At 59.5% G+C, this 18,714-nt stretch carries 17 protein-coding genes; 9 read left to right on the top strand and 8 right to left on the bottom strand.

Features of this window, described 5'->3' with window-relative positions; translation table 11 throughout:
• Positions 1-141 precede the first annotated feature (141 nt).
• The gene (locus tag ACFC20_RS01195; RefSeq protein WP_375191422.1) at positions 142-966 is read right to left on the bottom strand and encodes an IclR family transcriptional regulator; all 825 of its coding nucleotides are present in this window, start codon (positions 964-966) and stop codon (positions 142-144) included.
• 276 nt (positions 967-1,242) lie between these two features.
• Between ACFC20_RS01195 and ACFC20_RS01190 the strand changes: the two genes are divergently transcribed.
• Complete coding sequence (locus ACFC20_RS01190) at positions 1,243-2,172, top strand: 2-hydroxyacid dehydrogenase (protein WP_375191421.1); 930 nt, start codon at positions 1,243-1,245, stop codon at positions 2,170-2,172.
• On the opposite strand, the gene ACFC20_RS01185 is transcribed toward ACFC20_RS01190, so the two are convergent.
• A complete protein-coding gene (locus ACFC20_RS01185; RefSeq protein ID WP_375191420.1) occupies positions 2,166-3,515 on the bottom strand; it encodes a hypothetical protein in 1,350 nt (449 codons plus the stop codon). The genes ACFC20_RS01190 and ACFC20_RS01185 overlap by 7 nt on opposite strands.
• A gap of 192 nt (positions 3,516-3,707) precedes the next feature.
• On the opposite strand from ACFC20_RS01185, the gene ACFC20_RS01180 reads away from it, so the two are divergent.
• The 5 genes from ACFC20_RS01180 to ACFC20_RS01160 all read left to right on the top strand — a co-directional run bounded on the left by ACFC20_RS01180 (position 3,708) and on the right by ACFC20_RS01160 (position 8,584).
• Complete coding sequence (locus ACFC20_RS01180) at positions 3,708-4,877, top strand: acyl-CoA dehydrogenase (RefSeq protein ID WP_375191419.1); 1,170 nt, start codon at positions 3,708-3,710, stop codon at positions 4,875-4,877.
• A 30-nt stretch (positions 4,878-4,907) separates the two neighbouring features.
• A complete protein-coding gene (locus ACFC20_RS01175; RefSeq protein WP_375191418.1) occupies positions 4,908-6,104 on the top strand; it encodes an acyl-CoA dehydrogenase family protein in 1,197 nt (398 codons plus the stop codon).
• A 10-nt stretch (positions 6,105-6,114) separates the two neighbouring features.
• Positions 6,115-7,257: an acyl-CoA dehydrogenase family protein gene (locus ACFC20_RS01170; RefSeq protein ID WP_375191417.1), complete on the top strand. Its 1,143-nt coding sequence runs from the start codon at positions 6,115-6,117 to the stop codon at positions 7,255-7,257.
• A gap of 100 nt (positions 7,258-7,357) precedes the next feature.
• Positions 7,358-8,119 (top strand): class II aldolase/adducin family protein, encoded by a 762-nt coding sequence (locus tag ACFC20_RS01165; protein ID WP_375191416.1) that lies wholly within the window; start codon positions 7,358-7,360, stop codon positions 8,117-8,119.
• A 9-nt stretch (positions 8,120-8,128) separates the two neighbouring features.
• Positions 8,129-8,584, top strand: coding sequence for a MaoC family dehydratase (locus ACFC20_RS01160; protein ID WP_375191415.1), 456 nt, complete (start codon positions 8,129-8,131; stop codon positions 8,582-8,584).
• 48 nt (positions 8,585-8,632) lie between these two features.
• On the opposite strand, the gene ACFC20_RS01155 is transcribed toward ACFC20_RS01160, so the two are convergent.
• From ACFC20_RS01155 to ACFC20_RS01140, 4 genes are read right to left on the bottom strand one after another with little or no spacing between them, the layout of a single operon-like run.
• Positions 8,633-10,297 (bottom strand): long-chain fatty acid--CoA ligase, encoded by a 1,665-nt coding sequence (locus tag ACFC20_RS01155; RefSeq protein ID WP_375191414.1) that lies wholly within the window; start codon positions 10,295-10,297, stop codon positions 8,633-8,635.
• Between the two features lie 54 nt (positions 10,298-10,351).
• Positions 10,352-11,410, bottom strand: coding sequence for a phosphotransferase (locus ACFC20_RS01150; protein ID WP_375191413.1), 1,059 nt, complete (start codon positions 11,408-11,410; stop codon positions 10,352-10,354).
• A 19-nt stretch (positions 11,411-11,429) separates the two neighbouring features.
• Positions 11,430-12,197 (bottom strand): SDR family NAD(P)-dependent oxidoreductase, encoded by a 768-nt coding sequence (locus ACFC20_RS01145; RefSeq protein WP_375191412.1) that lies wholly within the window; start codon positions 12,195-12,197, stop codon positions 11,430-11,432.
• A gap of 23 nt (positions 12,198-12,220) precedes the next feature.
• Entirely contained in the window at positions 12,221-13,423 is a 1,203-nt protein-coding gene (locus tag ACFC20_RS01140) for an acyl-CoA dehydrogenase family protein (protein WP_375191411.1), read from the bottom strand.
• 523 nt (positions 13,424-13,946) lie between these two features.
• Here ACFC20_RS01140 and dctP point away from each other — a divergent pair.
• The 3 genes from dctP to ACFC20_RS01125 all read left to right on the top strand — a co-directional run bounded on the left by dctP (position 13,947) and on the right by ACFC20_RS01125 (position 16,934).
• Positions 13,947-14,993: a TRAP transporter substrate-binding protein DctP gene (gene dctP, locus ACFC20_RS01135; protein ID WP_375191410.1), complete on the top strand. Its 1,047-nt coding sequence runs from the start codon at positions 13,947-13,949 to the stop codon at positions 14,991-14,993.
• A gap of 94 nt (positions 14,994-15,087) precedes the next feature.
• Positions 15,088-15,627, top strand: coding sequence for a TRAP transporter small permease subunit (locus ACFC20_RS01130; RefSeq protein ID WP_375191511.1), 540 nt, complete (start codon positions 15,088-15,090; stop codon positions 15,625-15,627).
• Positions 15,624-16,934, top strand: a complete 1,311-nt coding sequence (locus ACFC20_RS01125) for a TRAP transporter large permease subunit (RefSeq protein WP_375191409.1) — start codon at positions 15,624-15,626, stop codon at positions 16,932-16,934. Before ACFC20_RS01130 ends, ACFC20_RS01125 begins: the two co-directional genes overlap by 4 nt.
• On the opposite strand, the gene ACFC20_RS01120 is transcribed toward ACFC20_RS01125, so the two are convergent.
• Together ACFC20_RS01120 and ACFC20_RS01115 are read right to left on the bottom strand one after the other, a co-directional pair.
• Entirely contained in the window at positions 16,931-17,257 is a 327-nt protein-coding gene (locus ACFC20_RS01120; protein ID WP_375191408.1) for a hypothetical protein, read from the bottom strand. The genes ACFC20_RS01125 and ACFC20_RS01120 overlap by 4 nt on opposite strands.
• Positions 17,258-17,328: 71 nt before the next feature.
• Positions 17,329-18,690, bottom strand: a complete 1,362-nt coding sequence (locus tag ACFC20_RS01115; protein WP_375191407.1) for a DUF1329 domain-containing protein — start codon at positions 18,688-18,690, stop codon at positions 17,329-17,331.
• Positions 18,691-18,714 lie beyond the last annotated feature (24 nt).

Genomic DNA, 18,714 nt, shown 5'->3' with positions numbered 1-18,714 from the left:
ATTTAATACAAGTTCGGCGGTGTTTTCAACCATCCGGCTAACAGCGGGCACAAAAAAAACCGCAGAGGCGTCTCTGCGGTTTTTTGCCTTGGAGTTTGTCGGGAGGCGGCGCCGCCTCCCTTCGCTACTTAGGAGTTAGTCTCAGACGCCCAAGGATTCAATATCGCTCGCCAGCATCGCCAGCTGGTGGGCAATGGAACCACGGAGCTTTTCCGCTGGCACCAGATAAGACGGGGCGGCACAGGTCAGAGCCATGATGGTGCCATCCTGCAGGTGGATTGGCACGCCGGCGGAGTTGATGTTCCGGTCCCACTCGCCGGTGGACAGGCAGAAACCGTGTTCCTTGTAATCCTTCATGGCCTGGTCCAGGCCAGCTTTCTTCTCGGGCCAGTCTTTGCCGTATTTGGCCGCCATGGCGTCGTCAATCACCAGGCGGGCCTTGTCGCTGATGGCGCAGTAATAGGCGCGCCCGGCAGAGGTTGTAGCCATGGGCAGCTTGAGGCCGATATCCATGCGAAGCAGTGAGGCCTCCGGTGGCAGACGATTCTCCACGTAGATCATGTGCAACCGGTCGCGGCAGGTCAGGCCTATCGACATGTTGGTCTGGCGGGCAAACTCGTCCATGTAGGGCTTGGCGAGCTGACGCACTTTGAGATTGGATACGTAGGCGTAACCGAGCGCCAGTACTCCGGAGCTGAGCTGGTATTTCTCCAACTGGGTGTTATAGCTGAGATACCCCAGCTTGGTAAGCGTGTAGGTCATCCGCGACACGGTTGGCTTGGGCAGCCCGGTGATGCGTGCGATGTCCTGGTTGCCGAGGATAACAGGACCCTGGCTGAAGGCACGAAGCACGTCCAGGCCCCGGGACAGGGCCTCGACAAACTTGCGGTCTTTTTCCGGCTTCACGGGCTCACCGTCAGTGGATGCCACTGTCAGTTCCGGTGAGATCTTTTTTCTTCCTGCCATAATGGGACGTCCTCCAACCGCGTCGCCCGCTCTTGTAACCGGTGTATTAATTTGGTGAATGACCAACGATGCGCCATTTTAATCGCTGCAGAAATCAAGTACCAGAAAGTCTTTTCAAAACTCCCACCAAATATGAAACACTTGCTGAAGATGTCTCAAACCCGAAACCGCATGGCGGTATTTCATACCATGATTTATTGCCCGTGCCGTTTTCATATTCTGCATTGCAAAACAAACTAGCAGTCAACGAACCCTGTGACGACCCCCGGAGGCAAAATGAAGATTCTTTTCGTGGCAGGCGATCCAAAACCCGAGCGCTGGACAGTGCCCATTAAAGAATGCCTGCCGGACGCCGAAGTTTATGTCTGGGACCCGCACGGGCCCGCTGTTGATGCGGATTACGCCATCGTCTGGCAACCGCCAGAAGCCCTTTTCGAGCGGGAAACCCATCTGAAGGCCGTATTCAACCTGGGGGCCGGTATCGACGGCTTGCTCAAGGTTGCCAACCTGCCGAAAAATCTCACGATTGTGCGCCTGGAAGACGCGGGCATGTCGGTGCAGATGGCGGAGTACGTCCTGCACCAGCTGCTGGAAGCCAGTCGCGGGATGGAAACCTACCGGGAGCAGCAGCGCCAGAGCCTCTGGAAAATTCATCGCCCCATCAAACGCAGCGAGTGGCCGGTGGGCGTTATGGGGCTCGGTCATATCGGCAAGCGAGTGGCCCGCACGTTGGCCAATCTGGATTATCAGGTCAGCGGCTGGGCCCGCAGAGAACACAGCCTGGAAGGCGTCCGCACCTACGCCGGCCCCGGCCAGCTGGGCGACTTTCTTCAAGCTACCCGGGTCCTGGTCAATACCCTGCCCCTGACCGACGAGACCCGGGACATCATCAATTATGAGCTGCTGAGCCAGCTCCGGCCCGATGCCGTTTTAATCAACGTTGGCCGGGGTGAACACCTGGTTGAGGACGACCTGCTCAGGGCCCTGGACGACGGTACCTTGCTGCGCGCGTCCCTCGATGTGTTCCGCAAAGAACCCCTTCCGGAGGGGCACCCATTCTGGCAACGGCAGGAGATCACCATTACACCGCACATCTCGGCCCGGACCCTTCGGGACGCCACCATTGAACAGATCACCGGCAAGATCCGGGATCACGCCGCCGGGCGTGCCATTTCCGGGATTGTGGATACCAACCGGGGTTACTGACCCGGTACCAGCCAGGCGACCAGCGCTGTCAGTACCAGAAGAGCTGGCAGCGTTATCAATGCAAACAAACCGTTCCACCCAAACGCCACGACCCAGCGGGAAATCTGCCCGAAACGGGACAGCAGCATGACCGATGGACCGAAAGGCGACAGCATCATGGCCAGGGAGAAGCCAATTACCAGAGCCACGGCGACCGGTAGCAGATCCATTCCTTCCGCCACCAGCTGGGGCAACAAACCGGCCTGAACACTCAGGACCGTAATGGGAATGATGCCGATCATGGAGAACATTGGCAGCATCAGCATGCCAACGACAGCCACCAGGAAAACCCCGCCGCCAGTGGCGACCAGCCCCGCCAGGGCATCTGCCGGGATGACCGCGGACAGGGCAACACCGAGGATGGCGGAAGCGGCGAAGATGGCCATTTCGTTCTGCATGGCCCATATCTGGCCCGCACCTTCCTGCAGAACGGAGGTCAGTCCCCGCTCCTGCCAGAGCATATAGAGCAGCGTCACGGTCGGCACCGACAACATGGCTGCCACCGACACCTTGAAACCGGTTATGGCCACCAGGCCCGCCATCACCGTGAACACCAGCAGGATAAGAAACAGGAGGCGACCGGTACCCGGGAGCCAACCTTCAATAGCGACACGCTCGCTGCTGACCTTGCGGAACCGGCGCTGCTCGAGCACCCAGCCAATCAACACCATTACCAGCGCCGCGACCATACCGAAGGGTAACAGTTGCGACCAGCTCAGCTGCGGTAACTCCCTGGTAAGAATGGCAACAGCGACGCTGGTGGGCGCCACCAACGGCACCAGGGCAAATCCCCTCAGGGCACTGATCAGAACACTCCGCAACCACTGCAGGCGGGATTCACCGCCGATGCCGCGCTCCCGGAGGGTGTCAGAAAGGCTTCCGCACAGCAGGTTCATCATGCCGAAACTCAGAACCGTAGCAACGCCACAGCTGACCAGGGCGTACTTGGGATAGAGCAGTATGGGCTTCCCACCCAGCAGGACATCGTGGATCCGGCGCAATACTTCGAACCGGCGCACGAGGCACTGCATCAGGCCCAGGCTGCCCAAAAACGCGGAATAGAACGCGGCATCAGATGCCGCCTTCAACACCTGCCCCCCGTTCAGCGACCCGCGCCAGGCAAGCCCTCCCAGAACCAGAAGGGCGATAACCAGTAACATCCGGGCGTACCTCTGCAGGCGCCCGGCCCCTGCCAGAAAGGCAGCGACAAACGCCACGCCCGCCAGCGCACTGAGCTCCTGGCGATCAAGACAGATAGCCAGGAGCTCAGTGACCAACGCCAGGGACACCAACCATCGAAGCATTCCGCTCAGCACAGAGGCACCTCGTCAGCCTTGAACACTGCTTGCATTTCCATAACACCCGGATTAGTCTTTCACGAGTCATTTACAAAACTGTGTTTCGCTTAATGAAACAACATTGATACAAAGATAGCATAAATCGCTCCCCCGCCCCTAATGCTGGGCTTTCGATATTCGCTTTCAGGAGAGAACACAATGGATTCCGCACCCTGGAATGATCTTCTCGGTTTTGATGGCCAACTGGACGAAACCGAGCGTCAGGTCCGTGACAGCATCCGCAGCTTCTGTGATGAGCAGCTCATGCCTGGCATCACCGAGGCCAACCGGCACGAGAAGTTCGACCGCACCATTTTCAACCAGATGGGCGAACTCGGCATGCTGGGGGCGACCCTGCCGGAAGAATACGGCGGTCCAGGGCTGAACCATGTCTGCTACGGCCTGATAGCGCGGGAAGTGGAACGGGTGGATTCAGCCTATCGCTCGGCTCTGAGCGTCCAGTCCTCTCTGGTCATGTATCCGATCTATTCCTATGGCAAGGAAGCGATGAAAAAACGCATCCTGCCCAAGCTGGCCTCTGGCGAGTACGTCGGCTGTTTTGGACTGACCGAGCCGAATCATGGCTCCGACCCGGGCGGCATGGAAACCCGGGCCAGGAAAGTGGACGGCGGCTACCTGTTGAGTGGTTCGAAAACCTGGATCACCAACTCACCGATTGCCGATGTCTTTGTGGTCTGGGCCAAGCTGGACGGAAAGGTGAACGGCTTTGTGATTGAGCGCGAAGACGCCAAGGGGCTGGACACACCAAAGATCCAGGGCAAGTTTTCCCTGCGGGCGTCGGAAACCGGCTCCATCTTTATGGATGAAGTATTCGTTCCGGAAGAAAACCATCTTGAGGTGGAAGGCCTGAAAGGCCCGTTCAGTTGCCTTAACAAGGCCCGTTTCGGCATTAGCTGGGGTTCACTGGGTGCGGCAGAATTCTGCTGGCACGCGGCCCGGAACTACACCCTCGAGCGCGTGCAGTTCGGCAAACCCCTGGCCGCCAACCAGCTGATCCAGAAAAAGCTGGTGGATATGCAGACCGAGATCACCATCGGCCTTCAGTCGGTGCTGCAACTGGGCCGCATGATGGATGCCGGCACGGCCACGCCGGATGCCATTTCACTGCTCAAGCGCAACAACTGCGGCAAGGCTCTGGACATTGCCCGGGTTGCCCGGGACATGCACGGCGGCAACGGCATTTCAGATGAGTACCACGTTATCCGCCACGTCATGAACCTTGAGGCTGTAAACACCTATGAGGGCACACACGATGTCCACGCCCTTATCCTGGGCCGTGGCCAGACCGGCATTCAGGCCTTCAGCTGATTTACAGATCAACGCGACAGAGGTTTTCCCATGAACTTGAATTACACCACTGAGGAACTCGCCTTCCGTGACGAGGTCCGCGCATTCCTGGATGAAAAGCTGCCCGGGGATATTGCTGCCAAGGTGAAAGGCTTCCGCCGGCTATCCAGGGAAGACCACCAGCGCTGGCAGAAGATACTCAGCGAGCAGGGCTGGTACGCCACTCACTGGCCAGAAGAATACGGCGGCGTGAACTGGAGCCCGGTTCAGAAGCACATCTGGGATGAGGAGTCCTCTCGCTATGGGGCGCCCCGTTCTGTGCCATTCGGTGTCAACATGGTGGCGCCGGTGATTATCAAGTTTGGTACCGAAGAGCAGAAGCAAAGATACCTGCCAAGAATCCTCAGCGGCGAAGACTGGTGGTGCCAGGGCTATTCCGAGCCGGGCGCCGGTTCAGATCTGGCCTCGCTCAAGACCCGGGCCGTCCGCGACGGCGATCACTATATTGTGAATGGCCAGAAAACCTGGACCACCCTCGGCCAGCACGCCAACATGATTTTCTGCCTGGTGCGCACCAATACCGAGGTGAAGGCCCAGGAGGGCATCTCGTTCCTGCTGATCGACATGAACACACCGGGCATTACGGTGCGTCCGATCATTACCCTCGATGGTGAGCATGAAGTCAACGAAGTGTTCTTCGAGGATGTAAAAGTCCCCGCCGAGAACCTGGTAGGCGAGGAAGACAAGGGCTGGACCTACGCCAAGTACCTGCTCACCTATGAGCGCACCGGTCTGGCCGGCATTGGCATTTCCAAGGCCGCACTCCAGCACCTGAAAGAACTTGCCTCCCGCCGTACCAAGAATGGTCGTCCGCTGATCGAAGACGCGTCGTTCGCCCGGCGCATCGCCCAGGTTGAGATCGATCTGATGGCCGCCGCCATCAGCAATCTGCGCATCATCGCCTCAGTCGAGGGCGGCGGCATGCCGGGCGCGGAAAGTTCCATGCTGAAAGTCCGCGGCACCGAGATTCGCCAGACCATCAACGATCTGGCACGCCGGGCGATTGGTCCCTACGCCATTCCCTTCGTGGAAGAGGAACTGGATCTGGATTACAGCGGTGAATTCCTTTCGGACAAAAATGCCGCACCACTGGCTGCCCAGTACTTCAACAACCGCAAGCTGTCCATTTTCGGCGGATCAAACGAGATCCAGAAGAACATTGTGTCGAAAATGATTCTCGGGCTCTAAGGAGGCGACCATGGATTTCCGACTGAATGAAGAGCAGCAGATGCTGCAGGACACCGTGGCCCGTCTGGTGCGCGGTGAATACAGTTTTGAAAAGCGTCTGGAATACAGCGAATCCGAGCTGGGGTTCAGCGCCGATTTCTGGAAACAGCTGGGTGAGCTGGGTCTTACGGCCGTGCCCTTCCCGGAAGAACTCGGCGGATTTGGCGGCAGCGGCGTGGAAGTGCAGAGCGTGATGACCGAGCTTGGTCGCGGCCTTTGCCTGGAGCCCTACCTGCAGTCGGTCGTTCTCGGAGGCGGGCTTATCAGCCAGGCTGGCAACAGCGAGCAACAGGAACAGTGGCTCAGCGGCATTGCCAGCGGCGAGGTTCGCGCGGCTGCCGGGCTCGAGGAGCCGCAGAGCTTCTATAACCTGAACGATGTCGAAACCCGCGCCGAAAAGTCCGGTGACGGCTACGTTTTGAACGGTCGCAAGGCAGTCGTAATCGGGGGGCATTGTGCCGACGTGCTGGTGGTGTCTGCCCGCACGTCCGGTGACAGCCGCGATGCCGATGGCATCAGCCTGTTTCTGGTAAACCCGGACACCGAAGGCCTCGAACGCCGCACCTACCCGACCATTGACGGCTCCAAAGGCTGCGATCTGTTCCTGAACAACGTCAAGCTGGGGCCCGATGCCCTGCTCGGCGAGGAAGGCAAGGCGTCTGACGTGATCGAGTACCAGGCAGGACGCGCCATTTCCGCACTCTGCGGTGAAGCCGTGGGTGCGATGGAAGTGGCCTGTGACCTGACCCTGGACTACCTTAAACAGCGCAAGCAGTTCGGTGTTCCCATCGGCAGGTTCCAGGTGCTGCAGCACCGGATGGTGGACATGATGTCGGAGCTTGAACAGGCCCGTTCCATGGCCATTCTGGCCGCCAGCATGGCCGACGAGCCCCAGAGCGACGAACGCCGGCGCGTTCTTGCAGCCGCGAAGAACGTGATTGGCCGCAGCGGCCAATTCATCTCCGAGCAGGGCATCCAGTCCCACGGTGGTATTGGTATGACCTGGGAGTACAACTTCGCCCACTATGCCAAGCGGCTGATCATGATCAATCATCAGCTTGGCGACGACGACTTCCAGCTGGAGACTTACGCCAACCTTTTACAGGCAAGCTAGAATCCCCTCATCAGTGAGCCTGGAAGCTTCTGTTGTTCAGAAGCCTTTTTCGGGGGTGGTCGCAAGGCCACCCCTTTTTCGAATCCGGAGGTGAACAACAATGACAAAAACTGAAGCAATACCGGACGCCGACAACCGCCAGACTGGCGAGTGGCAGGTCCGAACCGAGCTCGCCGCGGCCTATCGTCTGGTCGCTCTGTTTGGCTGGGACGATCTGGTTTTTACCCATCTTTCGGCCCGGGTGCCGGGGCCTGAGCACCACTTCCTGATCAATCCCTATGGTCTGCTGTTCCATGAAATCACCGCGTCCTCACTGGTCAAGGTGGATCGGGACGGCCAGGTGGTGCAGGCCGGCGGGCTCGGACGGGTCAATCCGGCCGGCTTCACCATTCACAGCGCCGTGCATATGGGACGGGAAGATGCGGGCGCGGTCATGCACCTGCACGCCGCGGACGGCGTGGCCGTATCGGCTCATCGGGACGGCCTGCTGCCCCTGAGCCAGACCGCCATGCTCTGTCTCGATCACCTGAGCTACCACGATTACGAAGGCGTGGCCCTGAACCTCGACGAGCGCGAGCGGCTGATCCGGGACCTGGGCGACAAATCCATGATGCTGCTGCGTAACCACGGCGTGCTGACCGCCGGGAAGGATGTTCCCGAGACCTTTACCTACCTGTATTTCCTGATGAAGGCCTGTGAAATCCAGGTCAAGGCCCAGAGCTGCGGTCCCACCCACCTGCCCTCGGAACAGGCCATTCGCACCACCGCCGAGCAGTCGCAACAGCTGGGCATGGCCGCGAAGCTGACCTGGCCAGCTCTGTTACGACTGCTGGACAGCAAGAACCCGGGCTACAGCGTCTAGGGGGTAGGAATGAAAGAAGTACAGCTTTCAGAACTTGCCGACATGGCAGGAGAACTGACGTGCCACAGCCCCTGGCTCACCATCACCCAGGACATGGTCAATGCCTTTGCCGACGTGACCGGTGATCACCAATGGATTCATGTGGATGTCGAGCGGGCCAGGCGCGAGTCGCCCTGGAAAAGCCCGATTGCCCATGGCTATCTCACGGTCGCGCTCATATCGAGATTGAATCCTCAGGCGCTCCGGGTGATCGGGCCGACCGCGACCATCAACTACGGCCTGAACCGGCTTCGATTCCCGTCGGCGGTGAAAGTCGGCTCAAGCATCCGCACCCGGGTGGAGCTGTTGTCGGTTGATCACGTGGATAATCAGCGACAGCTTGCCACCTACAAAACCACCATCGAGATCCAGGGCGAGGACAGACCGGCCTGTGTGGCGGAAAATCTGATTATGTATGTGACCTGACGAGCCCTGATCGGCGGATGCTCGAAAAGGGCTGGACTCCCCGCCTATTCAGGTCCGCTGCTTCCATTCCTCTTCCTGCAGGGCCCGCCACATCAGCTTGCCAGTGGGGGATTTCGGCAGCGCCTCCACAAACTCCACTATGGTCGGTATCTTGTAGGCCGCCATCTGCTCACGGCACCAGTTGATGATGTCTTCTGCCGAGGTTTTACCCTCCGCCTCGGGTGTCAGGACAATGCAGGCCTTGACCGTTTCACCCCGTTTCGGATCCGGCGCGGAGATGATGCAGACTTCGTGGATGGCCGGGTGCCGGTACATCAGCCCTTCAACCTCGGAGGGCCAGACCTTGAAACCGGACGCGTTGATCATGCGTTTGACCCGATCCACCATGAAGAAATAGCCATCCTCGTCGTAATAGCCGAGGTCTCCGGTCCGGAAGAAACTTTTGCCGTCAATCTCCACGAACGCGGCCTCGGTTTCCGCCGGCCGGTTCCAGTACCCGATGGTTACCTGTGGGCCGGACGAGACGATTTCACCGGTTTCACCGGGGCCCTTTTCCTCCAGGGTATCCACGTCGATGATCCGGCTGTCCACATCGAAAACAGGGATACCCAGGCACTGGGCCTTGGGCTGCTTAACCGGGTTGATGTGCGTAGCGGCCATGGTCTCGGACAGGCCATAGCCCTCGATATAGTCCAGCCCCGTCATGGTTTTCAGTTTTTCCGCCACCGCCGCCGGCATGGCCGCCCCTCCCCCGCCGATGGTATTCAGGCTGCTGAGGTCGTACTGGCCGATGTCCGGATTCGACAGGAAGTCCACCGCCATGGTCACGATGTTGGTCCAGCCCGTGACCCGGTAGCGCTCGATGAGACGGGCTGCGGTGGTACGATCCCAGCGGGTCATGATCACCGACGTGGAACCGCTGTAAATGGGACTGTTCATGGAGCCGGTCATGCCGGTTACATGGAAGAACGGCAGCGTGGACAGTTGCACCGTATCCGGTGTGCTCAGGTTCCAGAACGCCCGGTGCATGGCCGTTGCCATGACCGAGCGATGGGTGTGCATACAGCCCTTGGGCGCACCGGTCGTACCCGAGCTGTAGGGGATGACGGCCAGATCGGCAGGTCCAGCCGTGTGGGCTGACGGCTCGTATCCAGCTGCCAGGGCAGCCTCCCAGGTCACCACACCCCGTACACCCCGGGACCAGACCGGGGCGGCAACTTCCGCCGGAAGATCGAGATCGGTATCCGGTTTGATGTAGCTGCTGTAGGAGGCCACCACAACCTGCTTCAGATCCGTTTCCGGCAGCAGTGGAATGATGAAGTCCGCCAGCTCCTGGCCGGCCAGGCAGATCGATGCTTCCGTGTCGGCAATAAAGTGCTCGAGCTCCGCTGCACGGTTCATCGGATTGACCGGAATCACCACGGCGTCCGCCCTAAGGATGGCGTAGTAGGCGATCACATACTGCGGTGAGTTCTGCATGTAGAGCAGTACCCTATCTCCCTTTGAGACGCCCTGTGACTGGAGATAGCCCGCCATGGCTTCCACTTCTGACAAAAGGCGCCGGTAGGTGAGGGGCGCATCGTAGAAGATGATCGCGTTGTGATCCGGGTAGCGCAGCGCGGATATTTCCAGGTTCCTGAAAACACTGGTTTCCGGCAGAGTCATGGTCTTGGGCAGTTCTCGGGGCCAGACCTTGAAATGGCGTGTGAACATGCGTGTTGCTCTCCAGGGTTCAGTCAGTCGGCCACAGGTGCAGCCAGCTATTATTCATTCGTGCCCGCTGGCAATCTGCCAGCCGATGTCCGCCAACAGGCTAGCCCGCTTGCCGACATTCAGCGCGTTGGCATTGGCGGCGTTACCGTCCAGCGCCCGCTTGTAGACCCCCTGCAGGATGGCAGCCAGCCGAAACAGGGAAAACGCCAGGAACACGTGCCAGTCCTCAATACCGTCGCGCCCGGTCTGCGTGCAGTAGCGGGCGATGGTCGACTGTTCATCGGGAATACCCAGTGCCTCCAGATCCTCTCCCTGCAAACCGCGCATGCCTTCCATATCGGAGGGCAGATAGTACGGCAGGCAGAAATAGGCCAGGTCCGCCAGCGGATGGCCCAGCGTCGACAGCTCCCAATCGAGGATCCCGATCACCTCGGGCTTGTCCGGCGCCAGCATGAGGTTGCCGAACCGGTAGTCGCCGTGGGCGATGGCGGTTTCGTCCGCGGCAGGAATATTCGCCGGCAACCAGGCCATGAGCTTGTCCATTGCGGGCAGCTCGTCCGTCTTCGACGCCAGGTACTGCTTGCTCCAGCGCGCCACCTGTCGCGCCACATAACCTTCGGGACGGCCGTAATCTCCGAGGCCGATCGTGTTCACATCCACCGAGTGCAGGGCCGCCAGGGTATCGATGGCCGATTGGTGCGCAAGCAGGCGATCCTCCCGGCCCAGCTCCGGCAGCGCCGAATGACTGAGAATCCGGCCGTCCAGAAAGTCCATGACATAGAACGGTGTCCCGATAACGGCGCTTTCTTCGCACAGCACCCTCACCATGGGAACCGGTACCCCGGTGTGGTCTGCCAGGGCCTTCATAACCCGGTATTCGCGCTCTACCATATGGGCCGAGGGCAGGGTCTTTCCGGGCGGCTTCTTGCGCAGGACGTATTGCCCGCCATCGGTACCCAGCAGGAACGTCGGATTGGACTGCCCACCCTGGAACTGCCGAACGTCCAGGCGTTCACCCACCTCGGGCAGTTCTGCCTGAAGCCAGGCCAGCAGCCGCTGCTCGTCAAATCTGTGTGCCGGCAGAACGTCCACCAGCTCTGGAGCTGTCGTCATAGCGTCTCTGTAGCGTCCGTTAGCAAATGGTCTCGCCACCGTCGGCAACGATGACCTGGCCGGTGATGTAGGCACTCGCCCTGGTGGACAGGAACACGGCCAGGCCGGCGATATCCACGGGGTCCCCGATGCGGCGCAGCGGGGTCTTGTCCTCCGCCCGTTTCACCCGAACCGGATCTTCCCAGAGGGCCTTGGCGAAGTCAGTCCTGATCAGGCCCGGGGCAATGCTGTTAACGCGGATTCCTTTCGGTCCCCATTCCACCGCCAGGTTGCGGGCCAGGGCCGCCTCGGCGGCTTTCGACACCCCGTAGGTTCCGATGGTGGTGTTGCCCCGAAGGCCGGCAATGCTGGACAGCAGAACCACTGCCCCTTCCCCCTTCTCCGCCATCTGGGGCAGGACCATGTTGGTGAGCCAGAAGGTGCCCTTGACGTTGGTGTCCATGATCTTGTCCCAGGCCTCGTCGGTCATCTCGGCGGTGGTGCCATAGACCGGGTTGGTGGCCGCATTGCACACCAGCACGTCGATCGGGCCCCAGGCTTCGTTGGTCCTGTCCACCAGATTCTGCAAATCGTCTTTGCGGCCCACATGGCAGGGCACGGCCATGGCTTCGAAGCCCTGCGCTTTCAGCTCGTTAGCCACCTGCTCGCAGGCGTCCGCCTTGCGGCTGGAAATCACCACCCGGGCACCAAGACGGGCCATTTCCTCGGCGATGGCGCGGCCAATGCCCTTGGTGGAGCCGGTTATGACAGCGACCTTGCCGGTCATATCAAACAGCGAATTGGTCATGGTTCGATCCTCATGCCGGTGAATCAGCGGTATTGCCGGAGTTCCATTTTGGCCACGGAGTCCAGGTGCACCTCATCCGGACCATCCGCCAGTCGCAGCGTCCGTACCTTGGCCCAGGCGGACGCCAGGAAGGTGTCCTGGCTGACACCGGCACCGCCGTGAACCTGGATCGCCCGATCAAGCACCTTCAGCGCCATGCTGGGTGCGATCACCTTGATCATGGCGATCTCCTGGCGGGCCACCTTGTTGCCCACGGTGTCCATCATGTGCGCCGCCTTTAGAGTCATCAGGCGCGCCTGCTCAATCTCGATACGGCTGCGGGCGATGTCCTTGCGGATGGAATCGAAACTCGATAGCGGCTTGCCGAACGCCTCGCGCTCGCCGGCACGCCGACACATCAACTCCAGGGCCCGTTCGGCAACACCGATGGTGCGCATGCAGTGATGAATACGGCCCGGCCCGAGCCGGCCCTGTGCGATCTCGAAACCACGGCCTTCGCCGAGCAGTATGTTACTGGCCGGTACACGTACGTTGTCGTAGTGAATCTCGGCGTGGCCATGGGGCGCGTGGTCATAGCCAAACACGGTCAGCGGCCGAATCATCTTCACACCCGGCGTATCCAGGGGCACCAGAATCATCGACTGCTGCTTGTGTTTCTCAGCGGTGGGGTCGGTCTTACCCATAACGATGGCAATTTTCGAGGTGGTGGTCATCGCGCCGGAGGACCACCACTTCCGGCCATTGATCACATACTCATCGCCCTCGCGGCGGATCTCACAGGCGATGTTGGTGGCATCGGAGGAGGCCACATCGGGCTCGGTCATCGAGAAGCAGGAACGGATTTTCCCGGCCAACAGCGGCTTGAGCCACTGTTCCTGCTGTTCGGCGTTGCCAAAGCGGGCAATGGTTTCCATGTTGCCGGTATCGGGTGCGGAACAGTTGAACACTTCCGGTGCCATCTCCGAGCGGCCCATGATTTCGCACAGGTGGGCGTATTCGAAATTACTCAGCCCGGCACCGTAGTCGCTCTCGGGGAGAAAGAGGTTCCAGAGGCCCTCGGCTTTGGCTTTTTCTTTCAGTTCTTCGATGATCGGAACCGGAGCCCAGCGGTTCTCGGCCTGCGCGATCTGCTCGTGATGCAGGTGCTCGTTGGGATAGATGTGCTCATCCATGAAGGCCCTGAGCTGGGACTGCAGCGCTTTGGCTTTGTCAGACAGATCGAACATGTCCGCTTCCTCTAATTGTTATTAATTCTGTTACCACCCGGCTGCGGGAGAGCCGCTAGATGGAAGCACCGTCTGGCTTGCAGTTGCCAGCAAGGATGTGCTGTGGTTTTCACCTGCGTAATAATTTGTCACGCATTATGGCTTTCAGTCAATATATTCGGAAACCAGTTTCACTAGACAAAACAAAGTGGCTTCCACATTGCTGAAAATGAAAAGCGATCCGGGTGAAACAGCGCTTTCGGCGACGGCATACCAGGATGACACCCTGCCAGCACCGGAGCGAGGCTGTTATTTCCACCGAGTTCAGGGACTATCCGCACCGGCCCACAAAAAGCGAGGCCAAGAAACCGGCGCTTCACAAGCCCTACCAAGAGGTAAGAAAACATCCTGTTGCAAAACCCGGATCTTGTGTTAGATTCAGATGATAGTAATTCACCCTGCAGTTATCAGTTCTGCAGAGTGAAACTAAAGCAAGAGCACACTGATCACGGTAACTCATTACAACAACGAACGAGGCCCTGTCATGAATCTCCTTGGAAATGCCCGTAAAGTCCTCACCGTCTATGCGTCTGCCCTGACCATCGGGCTATCTGCGACTCTGGCTGCCGGTACTGCGACCGCTCAGGAAACCGTCACCTGGAAGGTCCAGTCACACTGGCCCGGCTCCAGCAGTTCCTACACGGACAGTCTCGGCCGCATCAAACGAGTGCTCGAAGAACGCACGGATGGCCGCCTGAAGCTCCAGCTCTATGAAGCCGGTGCGCTCTTCAAGGCCAAGGACACCTTCAACGCCGTCAGTCGTGGCATCCTGGAAATGGGTACCATTTCTCCGGCCTACGCCCAGGACAAGATTTCCCTCGCAGGCATTGCTTCCGGTCTGCCGTTCGCCTTCCGAAATGTCTGGGAGGCTGCCTACTTCCACCAGAACCTGGGGTTCGAGCAGATGCTCCGGGACGAAGCAGCAGAGCATGGCGTCTACTGGGCCACGGACAAAGTCTATCCGACCGAAATGGTGGTCAAGCAGCCGATTGAAAGCGTGGAAGACTTCAACAGCCTGAAAATCCGCTCCTCCGGCGCCCTGCAAACCTTCCTGACCGAAGCTGGCGCCGCCGCCTCCTACATCCCGGGCAGCGAACTCTACTCAGCTCTGGATTCCGGCATCGTGGACGGTGCCCACTGGGGTGCGGCTCAGGGGGCCTACAGCATGGGCCTGTATGAAGTCGCCAAGTACCATGTGCAGCCGGCCCTGAACATTGCCGGTACCGACGTCATCATTGTCAGCCAGAAGGCTCTGGACAAGCTGCCAGAAGACATGCAGAAAATCGTCAAGGACGCGCTGAACGAGCAGTTCTGGATCCGCACCAACGAGTACCAGTACAAGGAGCGGATCACCCTGGCCAAGGCCATCGAAGAGCAGGGCGTGCAGCTCAATGTCCTTCCGGACCCGGTTCAGGAAAAGCTGGTCGCCACCGCCCAGGCCATGTGGGATGAAGAGGGCAAGCGCAGCGAGAACGCCAAGAAGGCCCTCGACATGCTGAAAAGCTACCTGACCGATCTCGGTTACCTCTGATCAGCCATTGTTCTGTCGCAGGCCGGGGTTTCTGATCCCGGCCTTTCTGTAAACCTACCCGAACCGTATGCCGTGGGAGTTAAACGTGAGTGTGATGATCGCCGCATTCATGAGAGGGGTCACCCGTCTCAATGATCTTATCGGTCGGTGGGTAGCCCTCCTGATCTTCGCAATGTTCGCGTTTCTGCTGCTGGAAGTGGGCTTCCGCTACCTGTTCAACTCCCCCACGGTATGGACCAATGAGCTGACCCAGATGTTGTTTGGTATCTACGCGGTAATGTCGGGCGGCTACATCATGGCTCATCGCGGGCACGTCAACGTTGATCTTCTGCATTCACATCTCAAACCACGGAAACGGGCAGCTCTGGACATTGTCACCTCTTCGGTCTTTTTCATTTTTACTCTGGCGCTGCTGTGGTTTGGCATCGATATGGCCCAGGAGTCCATGGCCAGCTGGGAAACGTCTTACTCGGCATGGAATCCGCCGATCTGGCCGGTAAAACTTGCCATACCCATCGGCACCGCTCTGTTGGTTCTTCAGGGATTGGTCAAACTGCTTGAAGACATCGCCGTGGCGTTCAACCTGAGTTACTACACGCCGGAAGAGTCCAGATCTGAAGGAGATCAGCTGTGAGCATCGAAGCCCTGACTCTCCTGTTCTTTGGCGCGCTGCTGTTTTTCCTGCTGCTGGGCCTGCCACTGGCGTTTGTTCTTGGTGGCGTCTCGGTGGTGTTTCTGTACTTCACCTGGGGCTTTGATTCCTTCTATATGGTGGCCTCGCAGATCTGGGGCACCATGGAGAGCTTCACCCTCGTCGCCATTCCTCTGTTTGTCTTCATGGCGATGATTCTGGAGCGTACAGGTGTGGCCCGGGACCTGTACCGGATGATGCACTTGTGGTGCGGCGGCCTGCGAGGTGGTCTGGCCCTGGGCACCCTCGGCATCTGTGCGGTATTTGCCGCGATGGTGGGCATCAGCGGTGCCGCGGTGGTGGCCATGGGCACGATCGCCTTGCCCTCCATGCTGGAACGGGGCTATGACAAAAACATGGCCCTGGGCGTGATCAATACCGGCGGTGGCTGGGGCATCCTGATTCCGCCCAGCATTCTGATGATCCTGTACGCACTGATCACCGGCGTTTCCGTCGGCCAGATGTTCGCCGCCGGCATCATGCCGGGCATCCTGCTGATGGTTCTTACCGCCATTTACATTATTGTGCGCTGCCACCTGCAACCCGAGCTTGCGCCGGCGCTGCCGAAAGAAGAACGGGGCACCTGGCCAGAGAAGTTCCGGGCGCTGAGAGCCGTGCTTCTGCCGATTGGCGTGGTGGTCATGGTTTTGGGTTCCATCATCGGAGGTATCACAACGCCGACCGAAGCTGCTGCCGTGGGCGTTCTGGGAGCACTGATTTCCGCGGCTGTTTACAGGGAGCTCAAGTGGAGCATTCTTAAAGAGGCGGCCATCCGCACCTTCAAGCTCACCGGCATGATCATGTGGATTCTGTTTGCCGCCCATGCCTTCAGCGCGGCCTACCAGAGCATGGGCGCCCAGGAGCTGATTGAAGGCCTGATGAACATGGTGCCGGGAGGCCCCTGGGGCATCATTATCGCGATGATGGTGATTGTCTTCCTGCTGGCCATGGTGCTGGACCCCGTGGGTATCATGCTGATCACCCTGCCGGTATTCATGCCGATCGTGGAGTCTCTGGGTTTCGACCCGATCTGGTTCGGCATCCTGTTCGTGATCAACATGGAAATCGGCTACATGACACCCCCCTTCGGCTTCAACCTGTTTTATCTGAAAGGCATCGTGCCGCCGTCGATCACTATGAAGGACATTTACAAGTCGATCATTCCTTTCGTGATTGTTGAAATCGTGGGCATCATCCTGATCATGATTTTCCCCGAGATTGCGACCTGGCTGCCGGATCTGCTCTTCTAGTGACCAATGGAAGAAAACCGGTCGGACGGTGGCCGGCCCGGCCCTGGCGTCATCGCTGACAGGGCGGAGCAAAGAGTGCAGTCTGATTTCCGGCATTCCGCAGTATTGTGGCGGACAAACTCCCGGGCCAGACCGGGTTCTGCCGTGCGCAGCTGACCAGTACAGATGGCAACGTGCCGGTACAGCGCCTCGATCGCCTCGGGCCGAGAATAGTAAGGCCCGAGTTCCGGTATTTCCCGCGTTCGAACCAGCCATTTGCCGCTTTTGAAGATCAGCCGCTTGTCGATGTCGAACAGCGGTGCCGTGTTCAGAATCTCGAACATGGTTTTAAGTCCCCTCGAAGTGGGCCGACCGGGGCAACGGCTCCCGGTCGGCTGCAGGTAGAACCCGGTTCTCAGCGAACCCCGGCCCGGCGCAGTGCGGCCGGCGTGTACTCACGTGAGCTCCGCTCGGTGTCGTACTCGTAGGGCGTCTCTTCTTCGTTGGTCAGCCCCATCACCAGGTAGCGGCCAGACAGAAGGTCGTACAGGGTTTCAAAGGCGTACGCCGGGATGTTGGCGTCGTAGATCTGCATGGCATGCGCCTCGGCAACGCGCCAGAGATTGCCCCGTCCGTCGTAGTGGTCAACCAGCGCGATCTGCCAGGTGTCCTCGTCGATGTAGAAATCGCGCACTTCGTACACGTGACGCTCGCCGTCCTTGAGCGTTGCCTTGACGTGCCACACCCGGTGAAGCTCGTAGCGGGCCAGGCTCTGGTCGATGTGGCCGGGCTGGATGATGTCTTCATAGCTCAGGTCGGCACTGGCCAGACGGTAAGCGTTGTAGGGAATGTACATCTCCTTCTTGCCCACCAGCTCCCAGTTGTATTTGTCCGGGGCGCCGTTGTAGAGGTCCAGGTTGTCCGAGGTACGCTGACCGTCAGCCGCCGTACCCGGTCCGTCGTAAGCCACGTTCGGAGCCCGGCGCACGCGACGCTGACCGGAGTTGTACAGCCAGGCGCGGCGCGGCTCCTTGACCTGGTTGATGGTCTCGTGAACCAGCAGAACGTTACCGGCCAGACGAGAAGGAGCGGTGATCGCCTGCTTGAAATAGAACATCACGTTGGGGTCTTCGGCCGGATCGTAATCTTCCAGGGCCACACGTTCGGTGAAGTACTCGGTGAACTTCACCGGGCTGAAATCGCCGTTGGGCTGAGGCGTTACCTGGGCCACGTTCCGGGTGAAGGAACCACCGCGGTACCGGGTAATGTGGTTGAAAATGGCTTCCAGACCGTTCTGGGGGATGGGGAACGGTGTGGCGGTCTGGTAATTCTTGAGACCGTTGCCGCTTTCCACCAGCTCCACCTTGGTGGCGTTCTCGATGGTCTGCTTTTCCACCTTGTCCGGGTAGCTCGCGGTGCGGCGGGTCTGATAGACGGGGATGAAATAGTCCTCGTACTTCTCGATCATGGCCACCTGGCCCGGGCTCAGGTTCTCGGCGTACTGGTCGACGTTGCTCTGGTCAATCCGGAACAGTTCCTTGTCTTCCGGGAACGGGTTCACGTAGCGGCCATCGCCCTTGTAGTCGGCCGGCGGCTGGTCCAGCCCGCCGTCCCAGGCGGGAATCTCGTCGCCATTACCCGCCTTGACGGCACCCATGGGAGTCAGGGTGTCGCCCAGTTTTGCCGCTTCCTGCTGGGACACGGCGGCCAGGGCCTCGCCCGAGGTCAACAGAGTCCCGGCAATGGCGCCGTACAGTATGGTTCGCATCATGGTCATTGGAGTGAACTCCTCTCTAGGTGG

Origin of the sequence: Marinobacter sp., assembly GCF_041984545.1 — a bacterium.
Lineage (GTDB): Bacteria > Pseudomonadota > Gammaproteobacteria > Pseudomonadales > Oleiphilaceae > Marinobacter.
The sequence above is the reverse complement of the archived record's forward strand: the minus strand, read 5'-3'. Positions and strand labels throughout refer to the sequence as shown.